The 18,328-nt window shown below is 62.2% G+C and carries 17 protein-coding genes; 10 read left to right on the plus strand and 7 right to left on the minus strand.

The genetic code is table 11. The annotated features are described in order from the left end of the window. Positions 1-180 (minus strand): Rpn family recombination-promoting nuclease/putative transposase (locus WJU23_RS19290; protein WP_346334254.1); only part of this gene is annotated, 180 nt, incomplete at its 3' end. A gap of 171 nt (positions 181-351) precedes the next feature. Here WJU23_RS19290 and pseG point away from each other — a divergent pair. From pseG to WJU23_RS19335, 9 genes are read left to right on the plus strand one after another with little or no spacing between them, the layout of a single operon-like run. Next, positions 352-1,401, plus strand: coding sequence for a UDP-2,4-diacetamido-2,4,6-trideoxy-beta-L-altropyranose hydrolase (pseG, locus tag WJU23_RS19295; protein WP_346334255.1), 1,050 nt, complete (start codon positions 352-354; stop codon positions 1,399-1,401). Between the two features lie 51 nt (positions 1,402-1,452). Next, positions 1,453-2,064 carry a hypothetical protein gene (locus WJU23_RS19300; protein ID WP_346334256.1) on the plus strand — a complete coding sequence of 204 codons (612 nt, stop codon included), beginning with the start codon at positions 1,453-1,455 and terminating at the stop codon, positions 2,062-2,064. Beyond that, the gene (locus WJU23_RS19305; protein ID WP_346334257.1) at positions 2,061-2,996 is read left to right on the plus strand and encodes a ketoacyl-ACP synthase III; all 936 of its coding nucleotides are present in this window, start codon (positions 2,061-2,063) and stop codon (positions 2,994-2,996) included. The genes WJU23_RS19300 and WJU23_RS19305 overlap by 4 nt, the downstream gene beginning before the upstream one ends. 21 nt (positions 2,997-3,017) lie before the next feature. After that, the gene (locus WJU23_RS19310; protein ID WP_346334258.1) at positions 3,018-3,245 is read left to right on the plus strand and encodes a phosphopantetheine-binding protein; all 228 of its coding nucleotides are present in this window, start codon (positions 3,018-3,020) and stop codon (positions 3,243-3,245) included. Between the two features lie 33 nt (positions 3,246-3,278). Further along, positions 3,279-4,181, plus strand: a complete 903-nt coding sequence (locus WJU23_RS19315) for a hypothetical protein (RefSeq protein ID WP_346334259.1) — start codon at positions 3,279-3,281, stop codon at positions 4,179-4,181. 21 nt (positions 4,182-4,202) lie between these two features. Then, on the plus strand, positions 4,203-4,931 hold the full coding sequence (gene pseF, locus WJU23_RS19320; protein ID WP_346334260.1) for a pseudaminic acid cytidylyltransferase: 729 nt from the start codon (positions 4,203-4,205) through the stop codon (positions 4,929-4,931). Between the two features lie 23 nt (positions 4,932-4,954). Continuing rightward, positions 4,955-6,046 (plus strand): pseudaminic acid synthase, encoded by a 1,092-nt coding sequence (gene pseI, locus WJU23_RS19325; RefSeq protein WP_346334261.1) that lies wholly within the window; start codon positions 4,955-4,957, stop codon positions 6,044-6,046. Positions 6,047-6,051: 5 nt separating this feature from the next. After that, on the plus strand, positions 6,052-7,815 hold the full coding sequence (locus WJU23_RS19330) for a hypothetical protein (RefSeq protein WP_346334262.1): 1,764 nt from the start codon (positions 6,052-6,054) through the stop codon (positions 7,813-7,815). Beyond that, a complete protein-coding gene (locus WJU23_RS19335) occupies positions 7,812-9,791 on the plus strand; it encodes an acyltransferase family protein (protein ID WP_346334263.1) in 1,980 nt (659 codons plus the stop codon). Before WJU23_RS19330 ends, WJU23_RS19335 begins: the two co-directional genes overlap by 4 nt. 44 nt (positions 9,792-9,835) lie before the next feature. On the opposite strand, the gene WJU23_RS19340 is transcribed toward WJU23_RS19335, so the two are convergent. Then, on the minus strand, positions 9,836-11,134 hold the full coding sequence (locus WJU23_RS19340) for a hypothetical protein (RefSeq protein WP_346334264.1): 1,299 nt from the start codon (positions 11,132-11,134) through the stop codon (positions 9,836-9,838). Between the two features lie 148 nt (positions 11,135-11,282). Here WJU23_RS19340 and WJU23_RS19345 point away from each other — a divergent pair, with 148 nt between their 5' ends. Further along, positions 11,283-11,933, plus strand: a complete 651-nt coding sequence (locus WJU23_RS19345; RefSeq protein ID WP_346334265.1) for a transferase — start codon at positions 11,283-11,285, stop codon at positions 11,931-11,933. Here WJU23_RS19345 and WJU23_RS19350 read toward each other — a convergent pair. The 5 genes from WJU23_RS19350 to WJU23_RS19370 all read right to left on the minus strand — a co-directional run bounded on the left by WJU23_RS19350 (position 11,920) and on the right by WJU23_RS19370 (position 18,184). Further along, on the minus strand, positions 11,920-12,861 hold the full coding sequence (locus WJU23_RS19350) for a glycosyltransferase family 9 protein (RefSeq protein WP_346334266.1): 942 nt from the start codon (positions 12,859-12,861) through the stop codon (positions 11,920-11,922). The genes WJU23_RS19345 and WJU23_RS19350 overlap by 14 nt on opposite strands. Then, complete coding sequence (locus tag WJU23_RS19355; RefSeq protein ID WP_346334267.1) at positions 12,858-13,979, minus strand: glycosyltransferase family 4 protein; 1,122 nt, start codon at positions 13,977-13,979, stop codon at positions 12,858-12,860. Before WJU23_RS19355 ends, WJU23_RS19350 begins: the two co-directional genes overlap by 4 nt. Before the next feature lie 52 nt (positions 13,980-14,031). Beyond that, a complete protein-coding gene (locus tag WJU23_RS19360) occupies positions 14,032-15,117 on the minus strand; it encodes an SAM-dependent methyltransferase (protein WP_346334268.1) in 1,086 nt (361 codons plus the stop codon). A 57-nt stretch (positions 15,118-15,174) separates the two neighbouring features. After that, entirely contained in the window at positions 15,175-16,824 is a 1,650-nt protein-coding gene (locus WJU23_RS19365; RefSeq protein ID WP_346334269.1) for a putative transporter, read from the minus strand. 109 nt (positions 16,825-16,933) lie between these two features. Next, on the minus strand, positions 16,934-18,184 hold the full coding sequence (locus WJU23_RS19370) for an MgtC/SapB family protein (RefSeq protein WP_346334270.1): 1,251 nt from the start codon (positions 18,182-18,184) through the stop codon (positions 16,934-16,936). Between the last annotated feature and the right edge of the window lie 144 nt (positions 18,185-18,328).

Consider the following 18,328-nt stretch of genomic DNA (forward strand, 5'->3'; position numbering starts at 1 on the left):
CTGCTGGAGGCTGCCTTTGACAAAGGAGCCGGGCAGCAGGACCAGGGAGGGCCAGTCCACGAGGGCAGCGGTTTCAGCAGGCAGGTGGCGCTGGAAAAAGGCCGTGGCATAGACAGGGTCGGAGAAGACGGCCTTGAAGTAGGCATCGTTAGGTTGGGCGGCCAGGTCAGCGTCGAGCACAAGGCCACGGTGAACAATGCCGCCGGGAAATGCAAGGGCACGTTCCAAAGTCCCCCTGCTGACACGGATCTCATCCCATGTCATACCCCCTTCCTTCCATGCAGACAGCGTCTTCCCGCCGTGGAATTGGACATCATTTTAAAAACCTGTATAACCCCTTTTACCTACCGCATGACGCCTCTCTTTTTCCGCCTGGATGCCTCACCCAAAATGGGGCTGGGTCATCTGCGCCGTTGCTGCGTGCTGGCCAGGGCCTGCCGGGAAAAAGAGGCGGTCGCGCATTTTTTCATCCGCAGCGAAGCCCTGGACCTCAGCACCCAGGACTTCCCGATGGACGCCGTCATCCATGAAATTCCCTGGAACTCCACGCCCGAGGAGGATGCCGCGCAGACCGTCGCCCTCTGCCATCAAAACGGCATCCGTGCCGGCGTGGTGGACCATTACCGGGTGAGTGAACCGGCCCAAAAAATCCTCAATGAAGGCGGGCTGCGCTGGATGCAATTTGGCAACCGGCTGCACACCCATCCGCTTCTCGGTGCGCTGGTTCACGATGCCAACCCAGGAGCCACGATTGAGGACTACCGGGGCCGCATTCACGGACATGAGCCCGAGTTTCTCACCGGCCCTGGTTATGCCTTGGTGGCAGAAGATTTCGTGACGGAACGCGCCCGGCTTTCCCTGCCGGACCCGCAGGAAATCACCTCCATCTTGCTGACCTTTGGCGGCGGCGATGACCGGGGGGCCACCCTGGCGGCGCTGGACTGGCTGGAAGCCGCTGGATACTTCGGCAAGCGCCTGCTGCTGACCACCAGCATGAACCCGCAACTGCCCGCACTGAAGGAAAGGGCGGCCACCACGCAGGAGATCGAGCTGCATGTGGACAACTGGCATCCGGCACCGCTGATGGCGCAATGCCAGCTCGCCCTCTGCGCAGGCGGCACGTCCTTGCATGAACTGGCCTGCCTGGGGGTGCCGCCAGTCATCGTCTGCATCGCGGACAATCAGTTCTTCCCCGCCCAGTCCTGGCATGAGGCAGGCATGGCCATCAACCTCGGCCCCTCGCCGGAAATCCAGCCGCAGGAGGCGGTCCGCCACCTGCAACGTCTGCTGAGCCTTCCCGAAGAAAGGATGGCCCTGGCCCGGCGCTGCTGGCAGGCACAGGATGGCCAGGGAGCCGCACGGGTCGCGGAGGCCCTTCTGCGGCAGGTTGATCAGCAATAACGCGTCTCATATTGACATTCCATGGCTCCCCATCATGGGTAACCCATCCTCATGACCCGCACCTATCCGCTGGAACTGCCCTTTCGTGGCGAGCGCACCTACCTGCACGGCACGGACCTGCATCAGGCCATTGTGGCCGCGCTGGGGGCGGATCTGCCAGCGGGCCCGGTCTCCATAACCTTTCATTCCCTACTGAAACAACTGCCGGACCTGGTCTGCTCCACGGACAGCCTGCGCCATCTGCGGGATGATCCCACCTTCCGGGGTGAGGTGCGTTTTGGCAGCGGTGATGCCGTGCTGAATGCCGCCCTGCTAGAGAGCACCCGCCCGGCGACGGAGAGAAAAATCTGCAACGAAAACGAAGTGGCCGCTGCGGCCGTCGTGGATGAAACCGCCAAGTCTGCCACGCTGGAGGCAGACGGGCCGGGCAATCTCATCGAGCGCATCGTTTTCCTGAACAAGCACCTGCATCTCAAGCTCCTGCCGCACCTCAGCCCCAAATGGCTCTTCGCCCGGCTGGAACTCAGCGCGCCGCTGCCTGCGGAGGCTCCCCAGCAGCTCAGCCTCGTTCTGAAACAGGTGCTGGGAAACCGCTTCACCCGCAGTGACATTCTGTTCGATGGCCAGCGTTTTGGCTCCATCTCCTTTTCCACACCGCAATGACCGCCCCCGTCCGCCTGACCCGAATCGCCTCCTACATCCCGCCAGGACGTGTGGATACCCGTGAGCGTGGCCGGGCCTTTGATTACGGGGATGATTTCCTGGTGGGCAAGCTGGGCACCACCAGCCTGGCCATCAAAGAGCCGGATGAGCAGGCCTCCGACCTGTGCGTGAAAGCCGCGCGCGAGCTGGAAAGCCAGGGCGTGTCCCTCGCCGACATCGGCGCGGTCATTGTCTGCACCCAGACACCGGACGGGCATGGCATCCCTCACACTTCCGCCGTGGTCCATGCCAAGCTGGGCCTGGCAGATACCTGCGCCTGTTTTGACATTTCCCTGGGCTGCTCAGGCTATGTTTACGGCCTCTCAGTCATCACCTCCTTCATGCAGGCCAATGGCATCAAGCGCGGCCTGTTTTTCACCAGCGATCCCTATTCCTCCATCGTGGACCCCGCCGACCAGGCCACCTGCCTGCTGTTCGGGGATGCGGCCACCGTCAGCCTGCTGGAGGCGGACGCACCCGGCTGGCAGCTCACCGATGTGCTTTTTGGCACCCAGGGAAAAGGCGGTGCCGCCATCAACAACGTCAGCGGCACCCTGGCCATGAGCGGGCGGGATGTGTTTAATTTTGCCATGCTGACCGTCCCCAAACAGATCCAGGCCCTGCTGGCCCGCCAGGAAATCACCCTGGACCAGGTGGACCGCGTCGTGCTCCACCAGGGCAGCCGTTACATCGTGGACAAGCTGCGCGAGCGCCTGCGCCTTCCAGAGGAAAAAGTCCCCGTCCACATCGCGGATCTGGGCAATACCGTCTCCTCCGCCATCCCGCTGACCCTGGCCGCCGTGCTCAAAAAAGATGCGCCGCGACGAATCCTCATCTCCGGCTTTGGCGTGGGCCTTTCTTATGCTACGGGACTGCTGGATCTGCACGACTGACCCCACCCTTTTATCTGACTTATGAGCGACACTCTGAACACGATTGTAGAAATCATCCGCGAAGCCGTCCCTGGCGTTGAAATCGATCCCGCTGCCGATGGCGACCGCACGCTCAAGGAGCTGGGCATTGACTCCCTGGACAAGATGTCCCTGCTGCTGGGCGTCCAGGAAAAATGGAACCTGGAATTCAGCGAGGCTGAAATCGCCGAGCTGAACACCATCAACGACATCTGCCGGAAGGTCAGCTAAAGCCTCCTCTCCCCTGCCCTACCCAGCCTTTTCATGCCACGCCTCAGCCAGTTTTTCGATGCCGCGAGCATCGTCCGGGATGCCGAATTCACCTCGCTGGGCTACGTGGATGCCGCTGCGGCGGGCACGCTGGCTTTTAGCGATGCCATCAAGTACGTCCGGCAGGCCTGCCAAAATGCCTCTGTCACCTGCCTCATCACCACGCCTGCGTTGGCAGATTCCGCCGCCAGCCTGGCCGGTGTGCTCGTCAACGAGACTCCGCGTGATGTTTTTTATCAGCTCCATGAACGCTGGGTCGCTGAGGCCCGCTACCAATGTCCCATCATCCCGCATCGCGGGGTGAACTGCCGCATCCATCCCAGTGCCATCGTCGCGGACGGATGCTGGATCGGCGATCATGTGACCATTGGTGAAAACGTCGTCATCCGCCAGCCCGCCCGCATCGGCAGCCATGTCATCATGGAGCCCGGCGTGCGCATCGCCGTGGAAGGCATCCTTTATCACCGCACCGATGACGGCCCGCGCCTCATTCCCCACGGCGGATATGTGGACATTGAGGACCACGTGGCCCTCATGAGCGGCAGCACCGTCGTGCGCAGCATTCATGATACCGATGTCACCCGCGTGGGCCGTGCCTCCATCATCGGCCTGAACAGCGTGGTCGGTCACGAGGCCAAGATCGGCCCGCATGTCGTCGTCTCCAATCAGTGCGTGCTCGCCCGCCGTTGCTCAGTCGGCCAGGGCGCCTTCATCGGCACCGGCAGCTTTGTACGTGAGCATGTGCAGATTGGAGAAAAAGCCCAAGTCATGGCAGGCTCCGTGGTCATCAGCATCGTGGCCGCCGGAGCCACCGTGTCTGGAAACTTCGCCACTGATCACAAGGCCCGCATGGTCCAGCTCGCCAAGGATCTGCGTGCCGCCAAATCCGCCCAATAACCTCACTTTTTTCACCTGCGCATGAGCATCGCCATCATTCCGGCCCGTGGCGGCAGCAAGCGGCTGCCAGGGAAAAACATCCGCCTCTTCCGTGGCAAACCCATCATTGGTTATGTCATTGAGGCCGCCCTGGCCTCCGGCTGTTTTACTGAGGTGATGGTCTCCACCGATTCTGAGGAGATCGCCGCCGTCGCTCGCCAGCACGGAGCCCAGGTCCCCTTCCTGCGCAGTGCGGACAATGCCAATGACCATGCCGGTGTGGCCGTCGTCATCCGGGAGGTCTTGCAGGCCTATGCAGCCGCAGGCAGACACTTCAGCCGCGCCTGCTGCCTGTATGCCACCGCCGCACTGGTGCGCCCGGCCCGCATCCAGGAGGCCTCACGCATGCTGGATACCCACCCGGAGGTGGAAGGCGTCATCACCCTGGTGCGCACGCCGCAGCCCGCCACACGGGCCCTCGTCGTGCGGGATGGCAGCGTCGCTTTTCAACTGGACCAGATGCAGTTCGCCCGCTCCCAGGACCTGGAGGAGACCTACTTCGATGCCGCCCAGATGTACTGGCTGCGCACCGCGCCTTTCCTGGCCCGTGAATCCCAGACCATGGCCTTTCTGCGCCGTCTTCCCCTGGTGCTCTCGGAGTTCGAGACGCAGGACATCAACACCTTTGAGGACTGGCAGCTCGCCGAGGTGAAGCACCAGTTTCTCGAAGCACACCCGGAGATTCTTCAGACAGGAGCGGTTGCATCCTGAGCGTTCCGTTTCCATCATCATTCATGAAAATTGCAGGCGTATCCATCGGGCCAGAGCACCGGCCATTCGTTATCGCGGAGATGTCCGGGAACCATAACCAGTCCCTGGACCGCGCCCTCGCCATCGTGGAGGCCGCTGCCGCCACCGGTGCCCAGTGCGTGAAGCTGCAAACCTACACCGCCGATACCCTGACCCTGGACGTGCGGGAAAACGAGTTCGTCATTTCCGATCCCAAATCCATCTGGAAGGGCCGCTCGCTGCACGATCTTTACACCGAGGCCCACACGCCCTGGGAATGGCATGCGCCCATCATGAAACGCGCGCAGGAGCTCGGCATCATCTGCTTCAGTAGCCCCTTTGATGAGACCGCTGTAGACTTCCTGGAAACGCTGGACGTGCCCGCTTATAAGATCGGCTCCTTTGAGTGCACCCATCTGCCCCTGCTGAAAAAAGTCGCCGCCACCGGCAAGCCGGTCATCCTTTCCACCGGCATGGCCACCGCCGCTGAAATAGACGAGGCTGTGCGCACCCTGCGGGACAACGGCTGCCAGGACCTGGTCCTGCTGAAGTGCACCAGCACCTATCCCAGCACGCCGGAGAATACCAATCTGCTCACCCTCCCGCATCTGCGCACCCTTTTCGGCTGCTACACCGGCATTTCGGACCACACCCTCGGCATCGGTGTCTCCGTGGCTGCCGTGGCCCTCGGTGCGACAGTCATTGAAAAACATTTCACCCTGGACCGGGCGGAGGGGGGGGTGGACTCCAGCTTCTCCATGGAACCTGCGGAGATGAAGGCCCTGGTCATTGAGAGCGAGCGCGCCTGGCAGGCCCTCGGCCAGGTGCATTACGGCCCTACCCAGGCTGAAAAAGTGGCCGTCACCCGCAGGCGCTCCATTTACATCAGCCAGGATGTCCCTGCCGGTCGGCCGCTGACCATGGAGAGCCTCCGCATCGTCCGCCCTGGTCATGGCCTGCAGCCGAAGTACCTGGATCTCGTCCTGGGCCGCAAAATGAAATCCGCCACGCCCAAAGGCACCCCTGTCACCTGGGACCTGCTGCTGGGCGGCTCAGAGGATGCAACGGCGGAAGACACCCCTGGCGACCCGAGCTGATGGCGATGAAACGCACGCTCCTCGTGGCTGGCAGCCTCTCGGACCGAGCCGTCCGCAGGCACCTGCGCTCCGCCGATGCTGGCGGCACAACAGTGGTGGAGATGGACACCCTGCATGACCGGGCGCAGTTTCCCGCCGTGGCCCATTGGCAGGACTACGGCTCCCTCTTTCCCCTGGAGCAGGCCGCCCGCATCAATGCCGCGGCGGATGACGTGATTGACTATTTTTTGACCCTGCCAGGTCCGTCGGCACAGGTGCCCACGCACCGCGCCTTCCGCGCCGCCTGCCTGCCCGTACAGGCCTGGCGGGTCACCGTGCCCTGCCTGGTCAATCTCCACATCGCGCAGCAGATGCTCAGGGAGCAGACGTATGACCGGCTCATCGTCTCCGCCGGCTGTGGTATTCACTTCGGCGCATGGCGTGAAATTTCCCGGCGTCATAACTTGCCGCTGACCCTGCTGCCGATGGAACCTGCCTCCCCCGGCCTGGCCCGCTGGCTGCGGAAAAAATGGCACCGCCTGCGCAAACCGGCCCCCCTGCGTCTGGAGCCTCCATCCGCCCACTCCGATGCATCCAGCGCCCGCGACAGCATCCTCTGCATCAGCGAAAGAGCCTCCCGCCTGCTGGCCGCCGCACCAGACAGCAGGCAGCTCCCCCTCCTACCACTCACCGTCGCCCAGGTGAATGCCTGCGACAGCAGTGAAGTGGCCCAGTACAGCCTGCTCTACCAGCAGTGGTGGACCGCCTGGCAGCAGGAAAGAAGCACCTCCTCGCATCCCCTGGCCAGCGCCCCCGGTAGCCAGGCCATTTTTGAGGCCATCGGCGCGGAGGCCGTCCGCCATTATCCCCGTTATGCCAGCATCTACCAGCGCGCCCTGCGGGAGCTGGAGCGCCTGCAGCCGCGCCTGCTTCTTTGTGATACGCAAACCGGCAGCGCTGAGCGCATGTGGAGCCTGGCCGCCCAGGAGCTGGGCATTCCCGTGGTCGCGTATGTTTATGATCACGTGCCCAATCCGCGTTTTTCCTTCACGCCGGACCTGCTGCTGAGCAACAGCGGCCGCATCACCCAGCTCTCACTTGAGCGAGGCGTGCCTGAGAAAGCCATCATTCCCACCCAATCACATCGGCAGGTCAGGCCCGGCAGTTCAGCCGCCGCTCCGTCGTCCGCCCGGCCTCTCATCCTGTATGCCGACAGTTATTACGCCGGTCTCATCGCCCATAGCGATCCCAGCAGCAGTTACCGGTGCTACCGCCTCGTTGTAGAAACCGCACGTCGGTTGCCCAACATGGACTTTGCCATCAAGTTCCATCCCCTGCGGGAAAAGAAGCAGGAGATGTTCAGCTTCGTCGCCCTGGATGAGACGGAGCTGCGCAACCGCAAGAACTACATTCACAGCCTCCAGCCCCCTGCCAACCTGCGTTTCATCGAGCCGGAAGTCAGCATGATGGACGACCTTCAAAAGAGTTCCGTCCTGCTCAACCTCAACTCCACCGCCGCCCTGGAGGCCTTTCAGCTCGGCATCCCGGTCATCTTTTTGGAACAAGTGACTCCTCTGGTCAAAGCCTTCCTGCGCATCCATGACTACGCTGCCTGCATCAGCGCCGAGACTCCGGAGACCCTGCAGAAAGAGCTGCTGACACTGACTTCTGATCCCGACGCCTGCATCCGGCAGTTTTTAAAGCAGAAGCTTTATCTAGAGGAGTTCTACTGGCCCGCCGCCCCCAGCCTAACCGAAAGTTTGAAAACCTGCCTGACCCGTCTGTCGTGAACCTCGCATCCGGCATCACCCCAGATTCGGCCAGGCATCAGCCCCTGTCCTACCGCCCGGACATTGACGGGTTGAGGGCCGTCTCCATCCTGGTGGTGGTGCTTTTCCATGCCGGGCTCGGGTTCAAAGGCGGCTACGTCGGTGTGGATGTTTTTTTCGTCATCTCCGGTTATCTCATCACCGCCATGCTCCTGCGCCAGATGCAGCGTGGACAAATCTGTCTGGTGGATTTTTGGGAAAGGCGCATCCGCCGCATCTTCCCCGCCCTCTGCGTCATGGTGCTGGCCACCATGACCGCCGGCCTCTTCCTCCTGCTGCCGGATGCCCTCGTGGAGCTGGCCCAGTCCTCCGTGGCCCAGAGCCTCATGGCGGCCAACATGCACTTCTGGTCCGTCTCAGATTACTTCGCCGCAGCGGCGGAGGAGAGCCCTCTCTTGCACACCTGGTCCCTCGCCGTGGAAGAGCAGTTTTACCTGCTGCTGCCGCTGGTATTGATGCTCATCCTGAAGACCTCCACGCCCATCGAGGGCCAGCGCCGCAGGACCGGCCTCTGGCTGCTGGTCCTCTTCGTCATCAGTCTCGTTGTCGGTGTGGCCTCCACTTACACCTCGCCAGATTTCGCCTTCTACTGGCTGCCCACCCGCGCCTGGGAGCTGCTGGTCGGCTCCTTATTGGCAGCCCGTCCGCAGCATTGGACCCTGATCCCTGCCCGGTGGAAAGATGCCGCCGGTTGGGCCGGACTGGTGGCCATCCTGGTCGCAGCGCTGGCCTTTGAAAATGACACGCCTTTTCCTGGATTCGCCGCCCTGCTCCCCTGCCTGGGCGCGGCGGCCCTTCTCGTCAGCAATGAAACCGCCCTCACCGGCGCGGGCCGCCTGCTCAGCACCGGACCCGCCGTCTTCATCGGCCGCATCTCCTATTCCCTCTACCTCTGGCACTGGCCGCTGCTGGCCTATGGCGCGTATTTGACCGCCACATCCCGCCACCCTGGGGTGGGCACACGCATCGCCCTCGTAGTGGCCGGATTCATCCTCGCCTGGCTGTCCTGGCGCTGGGTGGAGACGCCTGTGCGTGAGCGCCGCATCCTCGCCGCCCGCCGCAGCCTCTTCAGCATGGCAGCGGTCATGACCGCCGGCATGATCACCTTTTCCTGGCTGCTCATCCGCCATGACGGCTGGCCCGCTCGGGTGAATCCGCAGGCGCTCAGCTACCTCACCGGCGTCAACAACCTGCCCGCCTACGCCGGCTACCCTTTTGAATTGTTCCGCGACACCGCCGGCCCGGACTTCCCGCGCATCGGCCACACCGGACAGGAAGCCACCCACCTCATGGTCTGGGGGGACAGCCACGCCGGCCGCGTGCTTCCTGCCGTCCTGGATCTCAGCCTGCAAAAAGGCAGCGCCGCCCAGTTTGCCTATTACAGCGCCACCTCTCCCGTGCTCGGTTTTTACCGGCCCAGCCGCCATTCCCTGAACGAGCGCACCCAGGCCTGGGCCGAGCAGGTCGTCGCCACCGTGCGGGAGAAAAACATCCCCCATACCCTGCTCGTCGGCTATTGGCAAAAGGCCCCTGACAAGCAAACCCAGCGCTTTTCAGACGCCCTCATCAACACCGTCCGCGAACTGAAAAAAACCGGCACCCAGGTGTGGATCCTTCTCGATGTCCCAAGCCACGACTTTGACGTGGACAAGGCCCTGTCCCTCCATGCGCTGCGACCGGAGTTCATCACCGATCCCGCAGATCTGGCCACCACCCGCCAGCAACACGAAGCCACCAACCGCCTCATGTACGACCTCGTCCCGGCTCTCGAAGAAGCCGGCGCACGCGTGCTGGATCCCCTGCCCTATTTTTTATCCGCCGATGGCAACCGCACCCTCGTGGAGGCCGATGGCCGCGCCCTCTACACCGATCCCCACCACCTCAGCGCCGCCGGTTCCCAGCGCCTCGTCCCCCTTCTGGAGCCCCTCTTCAAGTAGTTCAGTTGGGCTCCAACTGATTCTTACCCCTCGCCCCCATCCTCTCACGGCAACGTCGGATGAATGTAAATCCGCTCCAGCCCCGCCAGATAATCCTCCGTGCTCAAGCTCACCACCATGAGGCTTTCAGCATCCAGCTCCACCACGCCCGCACGATGCAGTTGCCGCATCAGATGCACCTGCGCCACACAGTCATGCGCCGCCAGCGAGCCCAGCAGGATGTGCAGCTTCGCCTCCATGTCCCCCAGCTTTTTGTGCCGGTCTTCATTCAGAATGTTCTTCAGATAACCTGCCGCATACACCGTCGGCGAGAAATAGAAATTGGAGTTGAAAAACTTGATCCGCGACGGCCCGTAACCCAGCAGCGTCAGCACGCAGAAAGGCATCAGATTGTGCGCCCCGTGGAAGATCAGGCTGTCCACCGCCCCGATCACCACCTTGCCCGTGGCCTCGATTTTGGGGTGCATCCTCTCGGTGGTTTTTTTGAAAAGCACCCAGTCCAGATCCGTCACCCATTTGAGCACCGGGCTGTCTTCCTTGTCCGGTCCCGCCAGCTTCAAAATGCCATTCGCGTAAGCCGAAACCGCCACCCGCGTGCCCGCATAAGACTTGGCCTCCTCCGGGACCGGCCCCGCGCAGTTCGGCCGCACCACCACATCAAAGGAGTCAATCTCCTCACCATTCAGATGGGCTGAGGAAGCCGGACCCACCACCGCCACCGACTTGCCCCGGATGTAATCCATGAAGTCACGCCGCAGGTACTTCGGATTGGAAAAGTGCCGCCCCTCCTCCAGCCCCTGCATGGCGCCGTCAGGCATCCCCGCATGGATGCGGTAGCACACCTCCAGCAGATGCCGGTAGCCCGGATGCAGACGCCGGATGGCCAGCAGCCGGTCCAGGCAGCTCTTCGCAAAGTCTAGATCCCCCTGGTCAATCGCCGCCGTGAAACCCGCATTCAGCGTCTCCAGGTCCGCCCCCTCCTGCCTCGCATCCGCAAAGGCTCTCGCCACCGCCTTGTCCCGGGCGATGCCGGAGGCCCGCAGGCAGCGGTTGCGAAACAGATGCCGGAAAACCGCCAGCCACTCCTGGCTGCTGCACATCTGCGGGTCCGCCGCATACAGCACCGTCATCAGGCTCTGCTGCCGTTCCTCATAGTCCGCCTTGGAAACATAAGTCGCCCCCGCCACAGCCATCAGCGGCACGGACAGGGCCGGGGCCAACGTCTGCTGAATGCGCAGCGCATCCGGCCCGCTGACCGGATCTTCTGAGGCGATCAGGCTGCGCCCTCTCCCGGCAGGCTTCTTTTTGCGGATTCGCTTTTTAAGCCAGGATAAGAATGACATAGATGGACAGGAGAGGTGGGATGACCGCGCACAGGTGGCCTCATGGATTAATGACAGCCTGCCATGCAGGTCAAATCAAAAGGGCTCTTCCAACCAGGCTCAAAATTCATCACCTTGACCCCCTGCCGTTAGCCGCTAAGGGAATAGCATGAAGCTGGAAATAACTGAAGCCGAGTTGCAAAGCCTGGTGGCCAGGCAGATTGATCATCTCTTCATGCTTCGCGACGAGGAAAAAGACATCCTGGAGCGTGGCGTCAAAGAGGCGCTGAAACGCTGCGAGTTCTGCTTTTCGCATTCCTCAAACAAATATTACCACCGCGATGGCCAGGTCTATTTCAATCCCTTCCACTCCGGCCAGTATTCCATTTTTTTATATTATCTGGCCAGTTCCGTCTTCAGGCTAGATGCAGCCCACCGCACCCTCTGCGACCGTATCTACTACCTAAACAAGGCCCTGAACTCGCTGGATCTTCTGTATGAAGTCACCATGCCTGACATCTTCTTCTTGGATCACCCGGTCGGCAGCGTCATGGGCCGCGCAGACTATGGGGATTTCTTCAGCTTTTCCCAAGGCTGCACCGTCGGCAACAACAAGGGCATCTATCCCAAATTTGGCAAAAACGTCCGCATGATGTCAGGCTCCAAAGTGCTGGGCGACTGTACGATCGGAGACAATGTCATCCTCTCCGCCAACAGCTACATCAAAGACGTGGACATTCCCTCCTGCTCCATCGTCTTCGGCACCTCGCCCAACCACATCATCAAGCGCAAAGACGAAGCTTACTTCAAGCGTCCATAAGCGCCATCGCCTCCGCCAGCATCGCCGTGGTGGGCACTTCCTCGGGTGACAGCCGGTCCTTCGGCCCATACTCCGCCGGATCCACAAAATGCCGTGCCGCCAGCACCCGGTGGCGCGGCGTCGGCCAGTGCCACTTGCCTTCATGCGTCGGACCAAAGACCGTCACCGTCGGCACGTCAAAGGCCTGCGCCAGATGCGAAGCCGCCCCGTCAATGCAAAGCACCAGCCGCGCTTTGGAAAGCAGGTGCAGATACTGCTGCATGCTGGTCTTTCCGCCCAGGTTGATCACCGCCACACCGCTGCCATCGGCAATGGCCTGGCAGTGGGCCACCTCACGCTCAGACCCGCCCCCGGCGATGACAACCGGCAATTCATACTGTCGGGCCAGTTGCTTGACCGTCTCCGCCCACTGCTTCACCCCCCAGAATTTTCGCGACCACGCCGCCGTCGGATTGACCAAAAGAAACTCCCCTTCCGGCAGTTCCGGATGCCGCCATTCCGCCGGTGGCGCATTCAGTCTGGGCGGCACAAAATCCGCATCCGGCAGACCGCTGACCACGCGCCAAAAATACCGCGCCCAGTATTCCTGCCCGGCGATTTCCAGCCGCACTTCATGAAACAAAAACCGGTACCACCAGCGCAGATGCCGGGCCTTGTTGATGATGAGCAGACGTTGGGCCGTGCGCAGCCGGAAGGCCTGCCAGACGGCCTTGGAGCTCCAGTTCGTCGTCCACACCTGGGCGAATTTCCCCTTCACGTTCGGTCCCCAGACGCAGCCCGGCATCAGCGAAACCAAAGGCTGAAAGGCCTCCCGCACAAACAGCGCCGTCGGCTGTCCCATCCCCTTGGCCAGATGCTGCGCGCTGGGCTGCAAAAGCAGCACATCCCCGAGCTGTTTGTCACTGACGATCGCGGCTCCTGCGTTCATGCCCGGTCGGGCATCAGCCCGGTATAAATGTTGTGAAGTTTGCGCACCGTGCCGGGCGTGGCAAAACGGTCGCGGATGACAGCCTGCGCTTCCTCAAAGGCAAACGCGGCGCTGATCTGCGCGCCATCCATTTTTAGCAGCGCCTCCAGCTTGTCCGCCAGCACCGCCGGCTGCTGCGGCGGAAAAAGAAACGCCTCGCGCGGAATGAATTCCGGGATCACACCGCTACTCGCCGCCAGCAGCGGCACCCCTGCCGCCACACACTCCAGCGCCGCCATGCCAAAGCTCTCACTGCGGGAGGGATGCACCGCCAAAGCGTATTCGCGGAGTCGCTCCCGGTAGTTTTCCACCACGCCCAGAAACGACACGCGAAAACGTTTCAGACGGCCCGCTTCCAAAACCGCTGCCGCCTCCTGGCCTAACAAGTCTCCCAGAAAATGAATCTCCGGCACGGGTCCCTGCGGCAGCCGCGACTCCAGCAGCAAAAGCGTCTCCACGAGATCCTGCCAGCCCTTGCGAGGAATGATGGACCCCAGAACCAAAATCCGCTCCAGCGGCTGAACCGAAGCACCCTCACGTGGTGGCAGCACCTCCTCTGCCGTCACACCATTGTGCACCAGCGTCAGCGGCCTCTGCCCAGATACCCAGGGATGCACTTTCTGAAACAGATCATCCCCCACCGCAATGATGTGCTTGTGGTCACCGCAGCGATATTTTTCAAAATCCCGCTGGCTCATGCCGGGCGTCCGCAAGGTCAGCACGGGGATCGCTTTCAGCTCACGCGCCAGCGCCAGCCCCAGCAGGCTGTCCGGATGGTCATTTGTGTGCACGATCACCGGCCGGCCAGGTGTCAGCAGCGGACACAGGGCCTTCGCCGCCCGTCTGGCAAAAGCCCAGTTCTCCCACAAACGGCCTGCCAGACTGCGCGACGCGGGAAATGGCAGCCGCACCCAGCGCACATTGTGGGCCGTGCAGTGCTGCGTCAGCCAGCCTTCCTTCCCGGTGAGCAGCACCGGATCATGCTCCTGCATTCCGGGCGCGCTCAGCAGCCGCGACAGGGACTTTTGAGCCCCGGCGAGGTGCACGGAATTTTGGACAAAGACGGCTTGAGGCAGCATGGACAGGACTTCTTTGGCTCAATCCGGGCAGTTCTGCAAGACAGTCCGCAGCTCAGCCCGCCTTCTCAAAAAACAGGGTGAACTCATGCCGATTATAAGTCAGGTGCGTCTGGGCAAAGAGACGCAACCCCGCTGCCGTCGCCGTTTTCACCGTCCGTCGAAACAGGTCGCACGGCTCGCTCACCGTCTCGATCTTCGGCACCTTCAGCGTAAATACGACCAGTCCCTTCGCCTTCAAAAAGCGCGACAGGCGGATGACATGATCCATGGATTCATGCGGCGGCCCGTTGAGATCCGAAAGCACCACATCGTAAACCGTGCCCGGCTGCGGCGTGAAGGTGGCCACGTCTGCATGCACAAATTTCAGCCCGGCCCGGTTGTCCAGGCGCCTGTCCAGCGGCGCGCGGTCAATCGCCGTCACCCGCTGCTCACGCGCCAGCAGCTCGGACGTCATGCCGCCAGGGCAGGCCCCCAGCTCCACCCAGTGGCTGCCCTTGGCCAGCGGCGGACGGTGCAGCAGCAGGTAGTGCAGCGCCTCGGCGATCTTCGCCCCGGCCCGGCTGATCGTGTCCGGGGAGTCCTGGTCAATGTACTTGCTCCCTCCCGCATACAGACCGTTGGAAAGCCGGGGCGTCTGCATCCCGCAAAAAAGCCCCTCTTTTCCCACCAGGCAAAAGAGTGTGGGCAATGTCGGGTCCTGTTCCTCCACCGTATTCGCCGCCAGTTTCGGGAAGATTTGCAGCGCCCGCCCGCGCAGGTTGGAAGCGAGGCTTTTGTAATACTTGTCCGGCGAGGTCGCATTGAGCTGCCCGATGAACAGGCCGTGTGGCTGGCGGTCACCAAACTTCTTCAGCAGCGTCTGCGCCGCCTTTTCAATGAAGCCGTCCATCTTCTGCGGATTGCACGGCCAGGTGTGATCCATGGGCAGGTTCCAGCGTGCAAACTTGGCCGCCTCGGACAGGTGAATGGCCTGCGGCGTCAGCGTCTTGATGAGGTAATAGTCCTTCCCCAGCCGCGTCTGCGTGGCCGCGCCGAACCGTTTCAAAACCTCCTCGGCCACCCCCTCCAGGACTTCAGGGATGCGCACCAGCCAGGCGGCTGGGTGGGGGATGGAAGGCGTCTCGGCGGCTTGGCTCATGAAAGCCATGACCTCGCCCCACCACGCCCCCAGTGCAAGCGGTGAGCGCTTCCTTCCTCACCCCCACTGCGCGATGATCTGCGCGGCCACGATGCGCAGCAGCATCGTCAGCGGATACACCGTCGCATAGGCGATGGCCGGAGAATCACAGCGCGCCATGCCGGTGGCAAAGGCCAGCGCCGGAGGATCCGTCATGCCGCCTGAGAGCACACCGCTCAGGGTCATGAAATTCAGCCGGTGAAACCGCCGCCCCACATAACCCAGGATCAGCAGCGGCAGCATCGTCACCGCGATGCCCAGCAGCACCCATTGCAGGCCCTGCAGGGAGAAGACCGTGCGGGCGAAGTTTTCCCCGGACAGCAGGCCCACATTGGCCAGGAAAAGGATGATGCCCAGCTCCCGCAGGGCGCGATTCGCATTCATCGGCATGTGCAGCACCATCGGCCCCAGGCGCCCCAGATGGCTGAGCAGGATGGCCATGACCAGCGGTCCTCCCGCCAGCCCCAGGCGCACCGGAGCAGGCAACCCCTCGATGCGGAAAGGATAAAGCCCCAGCAGCACCCCCAGCAGAATACCTGCGAAGATGGCCGCAAACTTCGTCTCCTGAAGCTGCGCCACCTCATTGCCCAGGGCCTTCGTGGCGGCATTCAGGGATTCATCATCCCCCACCAGTTGCAGCATGTCGCCATATTGCAGCCGCACGTTTGGCAGCGCGGTGAAGATCAGATCTCCCCGGCTCACCCGCGTCACCGTCACGTTGTGAATGTGCTCCAGCCCCAGCTCCTGCACACTCTTGCCCAGGTTGCGTTTGTTGGTCAGCACCACCCGCCGGTGGACCAGGTTGCCCGGCGCCTTCATCAGATTTTCTTCACTGACACTGCCCACGATGAGCCGGAACTGGTCCAGATGCGCCTGCGTGCCCACCGCCATGATAAAATCTCCCACATGCAGCACGGTCCCGGACGTGACCGTGCGCACCTCTCCTCCGTCCGCCAGGCGATGGCGTGAAATGACCACATTGGTCTCATGCAGGCCCGGCAGCGCCCCCAGGTTCACGCCTTCCAGATTCGGGTTCTCCACCCGCAGATTCATCCTCTCCAGCGGCTCCACATCCGCCCCCTGCTCCTTGCGGAACGCCGCCGCCTCCGCCTCCACATCCATGTTGAAAAAGCGTTTCAGAAGGATCAGCGAGAAGATGATGCCGACAATCGCCAGCGGATACGTCGCCGCATAGGAGAGTGCGGGCAGCGTCACCAGCGCCGGGTCGGCGCCGGCGGTGGCCAGGGCCTGCTGGGCCGCTCCCAGCGCCGGCGTATTGGTCGTCGCCCCGGCGAAAAGGCCGGCCACCGCAGGCAGCGGCATGTCCAGCAGCCACCCGCCCGCCATGGCCACCACCGCCCCGCCCAGCACCAGGGCAAAGGCGTATCCGTTGAGCAGCAGACCCTGCCGCCGCAGGGAGGCGAAGAACCCAGGCCCCATTTGCATACCCAGCGCAAAGACAAACAGCACCAGGCCAAATTCCTTCAAAAAATGCGCCACCTCATGCTCCGGTCTCAGACCGAAATGCGATGCCGCCAGCCCCGTGAAAAGCACCCCCGCCACGCCCATTTTGATCCCCGCGATGCGGATGTTCCCCAGCCCGATCCCCGACAGGATCACTGCACTGAGAATGAGAAGGTCATGCGCGACAGCGGAGGTCTGATGCAATTGCTGGAAAAAAGCCACGCCTGAGTCATGGCACTTTTGATGCCAGATGACGCCTTGTTTTGTATGTCAATTTTGCGTCATGCAAGACCCGCTTGGCTCTAAACCCTGTTTACCACGGCCACAACCACAGCAGCGCCCCGCCGCCCGCCAGGGCTAGCCCGAACGCCGCCGCCGTCCGCCACACCAGGGCCGCCGATCCCAGGATCGCCACCGTCGCCAGCTTGAACACAAAATTGGCCATCGCGGCGATGACGATGGCGTGCCAGGCCACCCGGGTGGCAATGCCTCCAGACCCCGCCATTTCCGCCGTGGAAAGCGTGATGGCATCCATGTCCGTGAGCCCGGAGATGATGCTGATCACATACATGCCCGCATCCCCAAAGCGCGCCTTCGCCTCCGCCACTCCCCAGAGCACCAGGGCAAAAATCAGGCCAAAGAAAAGGGCCGATTTAAACTCCGCCGGGTTCTTCTGCTCGGACATCTCCGCCTGGTGCTTGCGGCTGATCCCATAAAGCACCGCCGAGATGAGGATGCACCAGCCCAGCAGGATGCCCAAAGGCGGCGCCACCGCCATGAAGATGCCCGGGCCCACCACCGCCACCTCCACCAGCACCCGCACCAGGGAGATGCAGGAGGCCACCATGATGACCACCACGCCGAGCGGGGCCAGCGCCGCATCCGAGGCACAGCGCCGCGCAAAGCTGACCGTCGTGGCCGTGCTGGACACCAGCCCCCCGATGACACCGCCCAGCAACGACCCGGCCCGCGAACCAAAAATTTTATAAAGCACGTAGCCCCCAAGGCTGATGCCCACGATGAAGACCACCAGCAGCCAGATTTTAAACGGATTCCACACCTCATAGGGTCCGTAGGATTCATTGGGCAGCACCGGCAAGATGATGAGAGAGATCAAAACAAACTGCATGATCGCCTTGATGTCATGCTCCCCCATGGACCCCACCACACGATGCATCGGCTCCTTCAGATGCAGCAGAATCACCATCACTCCGCCCACCACCAGGGATGACTCGATGCTGCCCACGACAATCAACGCACCCACTACATAAAGCAGCACCGCCGCGAATTCCGTCGTCGTCCCGGCATTATTGTCGCCCTTTCGGATCTTCGTGTAATTGGCGAAGATGACGATCATCGTCACCGTCATCAGACCCGCTGCGATGATCCAGGGCGAAGTCGCCGCCCCCACCTGCGCGCACACCGTCCCAAACAGGGAGATGAAAGGAAACGTGCGGATGCCCGCGATGGACTTTTCCGAGCGCTCCCGCTCCAGCCCCAGCAGCAGCCCAAGTCCCAATGAAATGCACAGCTGTTTGAGGGCGAGAAGGTCTTCAGGTGTCATTGCAAATCCTGGCGTGGTTGGTCTTCCTGAATTCGTATTATAGCCTTCTCACACGCCTGTCATTCTGCATCTTCAAAATCCCGCCCTCGCGGGTGAAGAAGCATTCGCGGGCAAGCCCGGTCAGGTGCACAGTCTCCCTGACCA

It is taken from the genome of Prosthecobacter sp. SYSU 5D2, assembly GCF_039655865.1.
GTDB lineage: Bacteria > Verrucomicrobiota > Verrucomicrobiia > Verrucomicrobiales > Verrucomicrobiaceae > Prosthecobacter.

What these genes read in the sequence shown, in the direction of transcription:
- WJU23_RS19360 (WP_346334268.1), bottom strand. Translation starts at nt 15,117, where the DNA reads ATGAGCCAAGCCGCCGAGACGCCTTCCATCCCCCACCCAGCCGCCTGG.
- WJU23_RS19370 (WP_346334270.1), bottom strand. Translation starts at nt 18,184, where the DNA reads ATGACACCTGAAGACCTTCTCGCCCTCAAACAGCTGTGCATTTCATTG.
- WJU23_RS19300 (WP_346334256.1), top strand. Translation starts at nt 1,453, where the DNA reads ATGACCCGCACCTATCCGCTGGAACTGCCCTTTCGTGGCGAGCGCACC.
- WJU23_RS19315 (WP_346334259.1), top strand. Translation starts at nt 3,279, where the DNA reads ATGCCACGCCTCAGCCAGTTTTTCGATGCCGCGAGCATCGTCCGGGAT.
- pseF (WP_346334260.1), top strand. Translation starts at nt 4,203, where the DNA reads ATGAGCATCGCCATCATTCCGGCCCGTGGCGGCAGCAAGCGGCTGCCA.
- WJU23_RS19340 (WP_346334264.1), bottom strand. Translation starts at nt 11,134, where the DNA reads ATGTCATTCTTATCCTGGCTTAAAAAGCGAATCCGCAAAAAGAAGCCT.
- WJU23_RS19345 (WP_346334265.1), top strand. Translation starts at nt 11,283, where the DNA reads ATGAAGCTGGAAATAACTGAAGCCGAGTTGCAAAGCCTGGTGGCCAGG.
- pseG (WP_346334255.1), top strand. Translation starts at nt 352, where the DNA reads ATGACGCCTCTCTTTTTCCGCCTGGATGCCTCACCCAAAATGGGGCTG.
- WJU23_RS19330 (WP_346334262.1), top strand. Translation starts at nt 6,052, where the DNA reads ATGAAACGCACGCTCCTCGTGGCTGGCAGCCTCTCGGACCGAGCCGTC.
- WJU23_RS19310 (WP_346334258.1), top strand. Translation starts at nt 3,018, where the DNA reads ATGAGCGACACTCTGAACACGATTGTAGAAATCATCCGCGAAGCCGTC.
- WJU23_RS19305 (WP_346334257.1), top strand. Translation starts at nt 2,061, where the DNA reads ATGACCGCCCCCGTCCGCCTGACCCGAATCGCCTCCTACATCCCGCCA.
- WJU23_RS19350 (WP_346334266.1), bottom strand. Translation starts at nt 12,861, where the DNA reads ATGAACGCAGGAGCCGCGATCGTCAGTGACAAACAGCTCGGGGATGTG.
- pseI (WP_346334261.1), top strand. Translation starts at nt 4,955, where the DNA reads ATGAAAATTGCAGGCGTATCCATCGGGCCAGAGCACCGGCCATTCGTT.
- WJU23_RS19355 (WP_346334267.1), bottom strand. Translation starts at nt 13,979, where the DNA reads ATGCTGCCTCAAGCCGTCTTTGTCCAAAATTCCGTGCACCTCGCCGGG.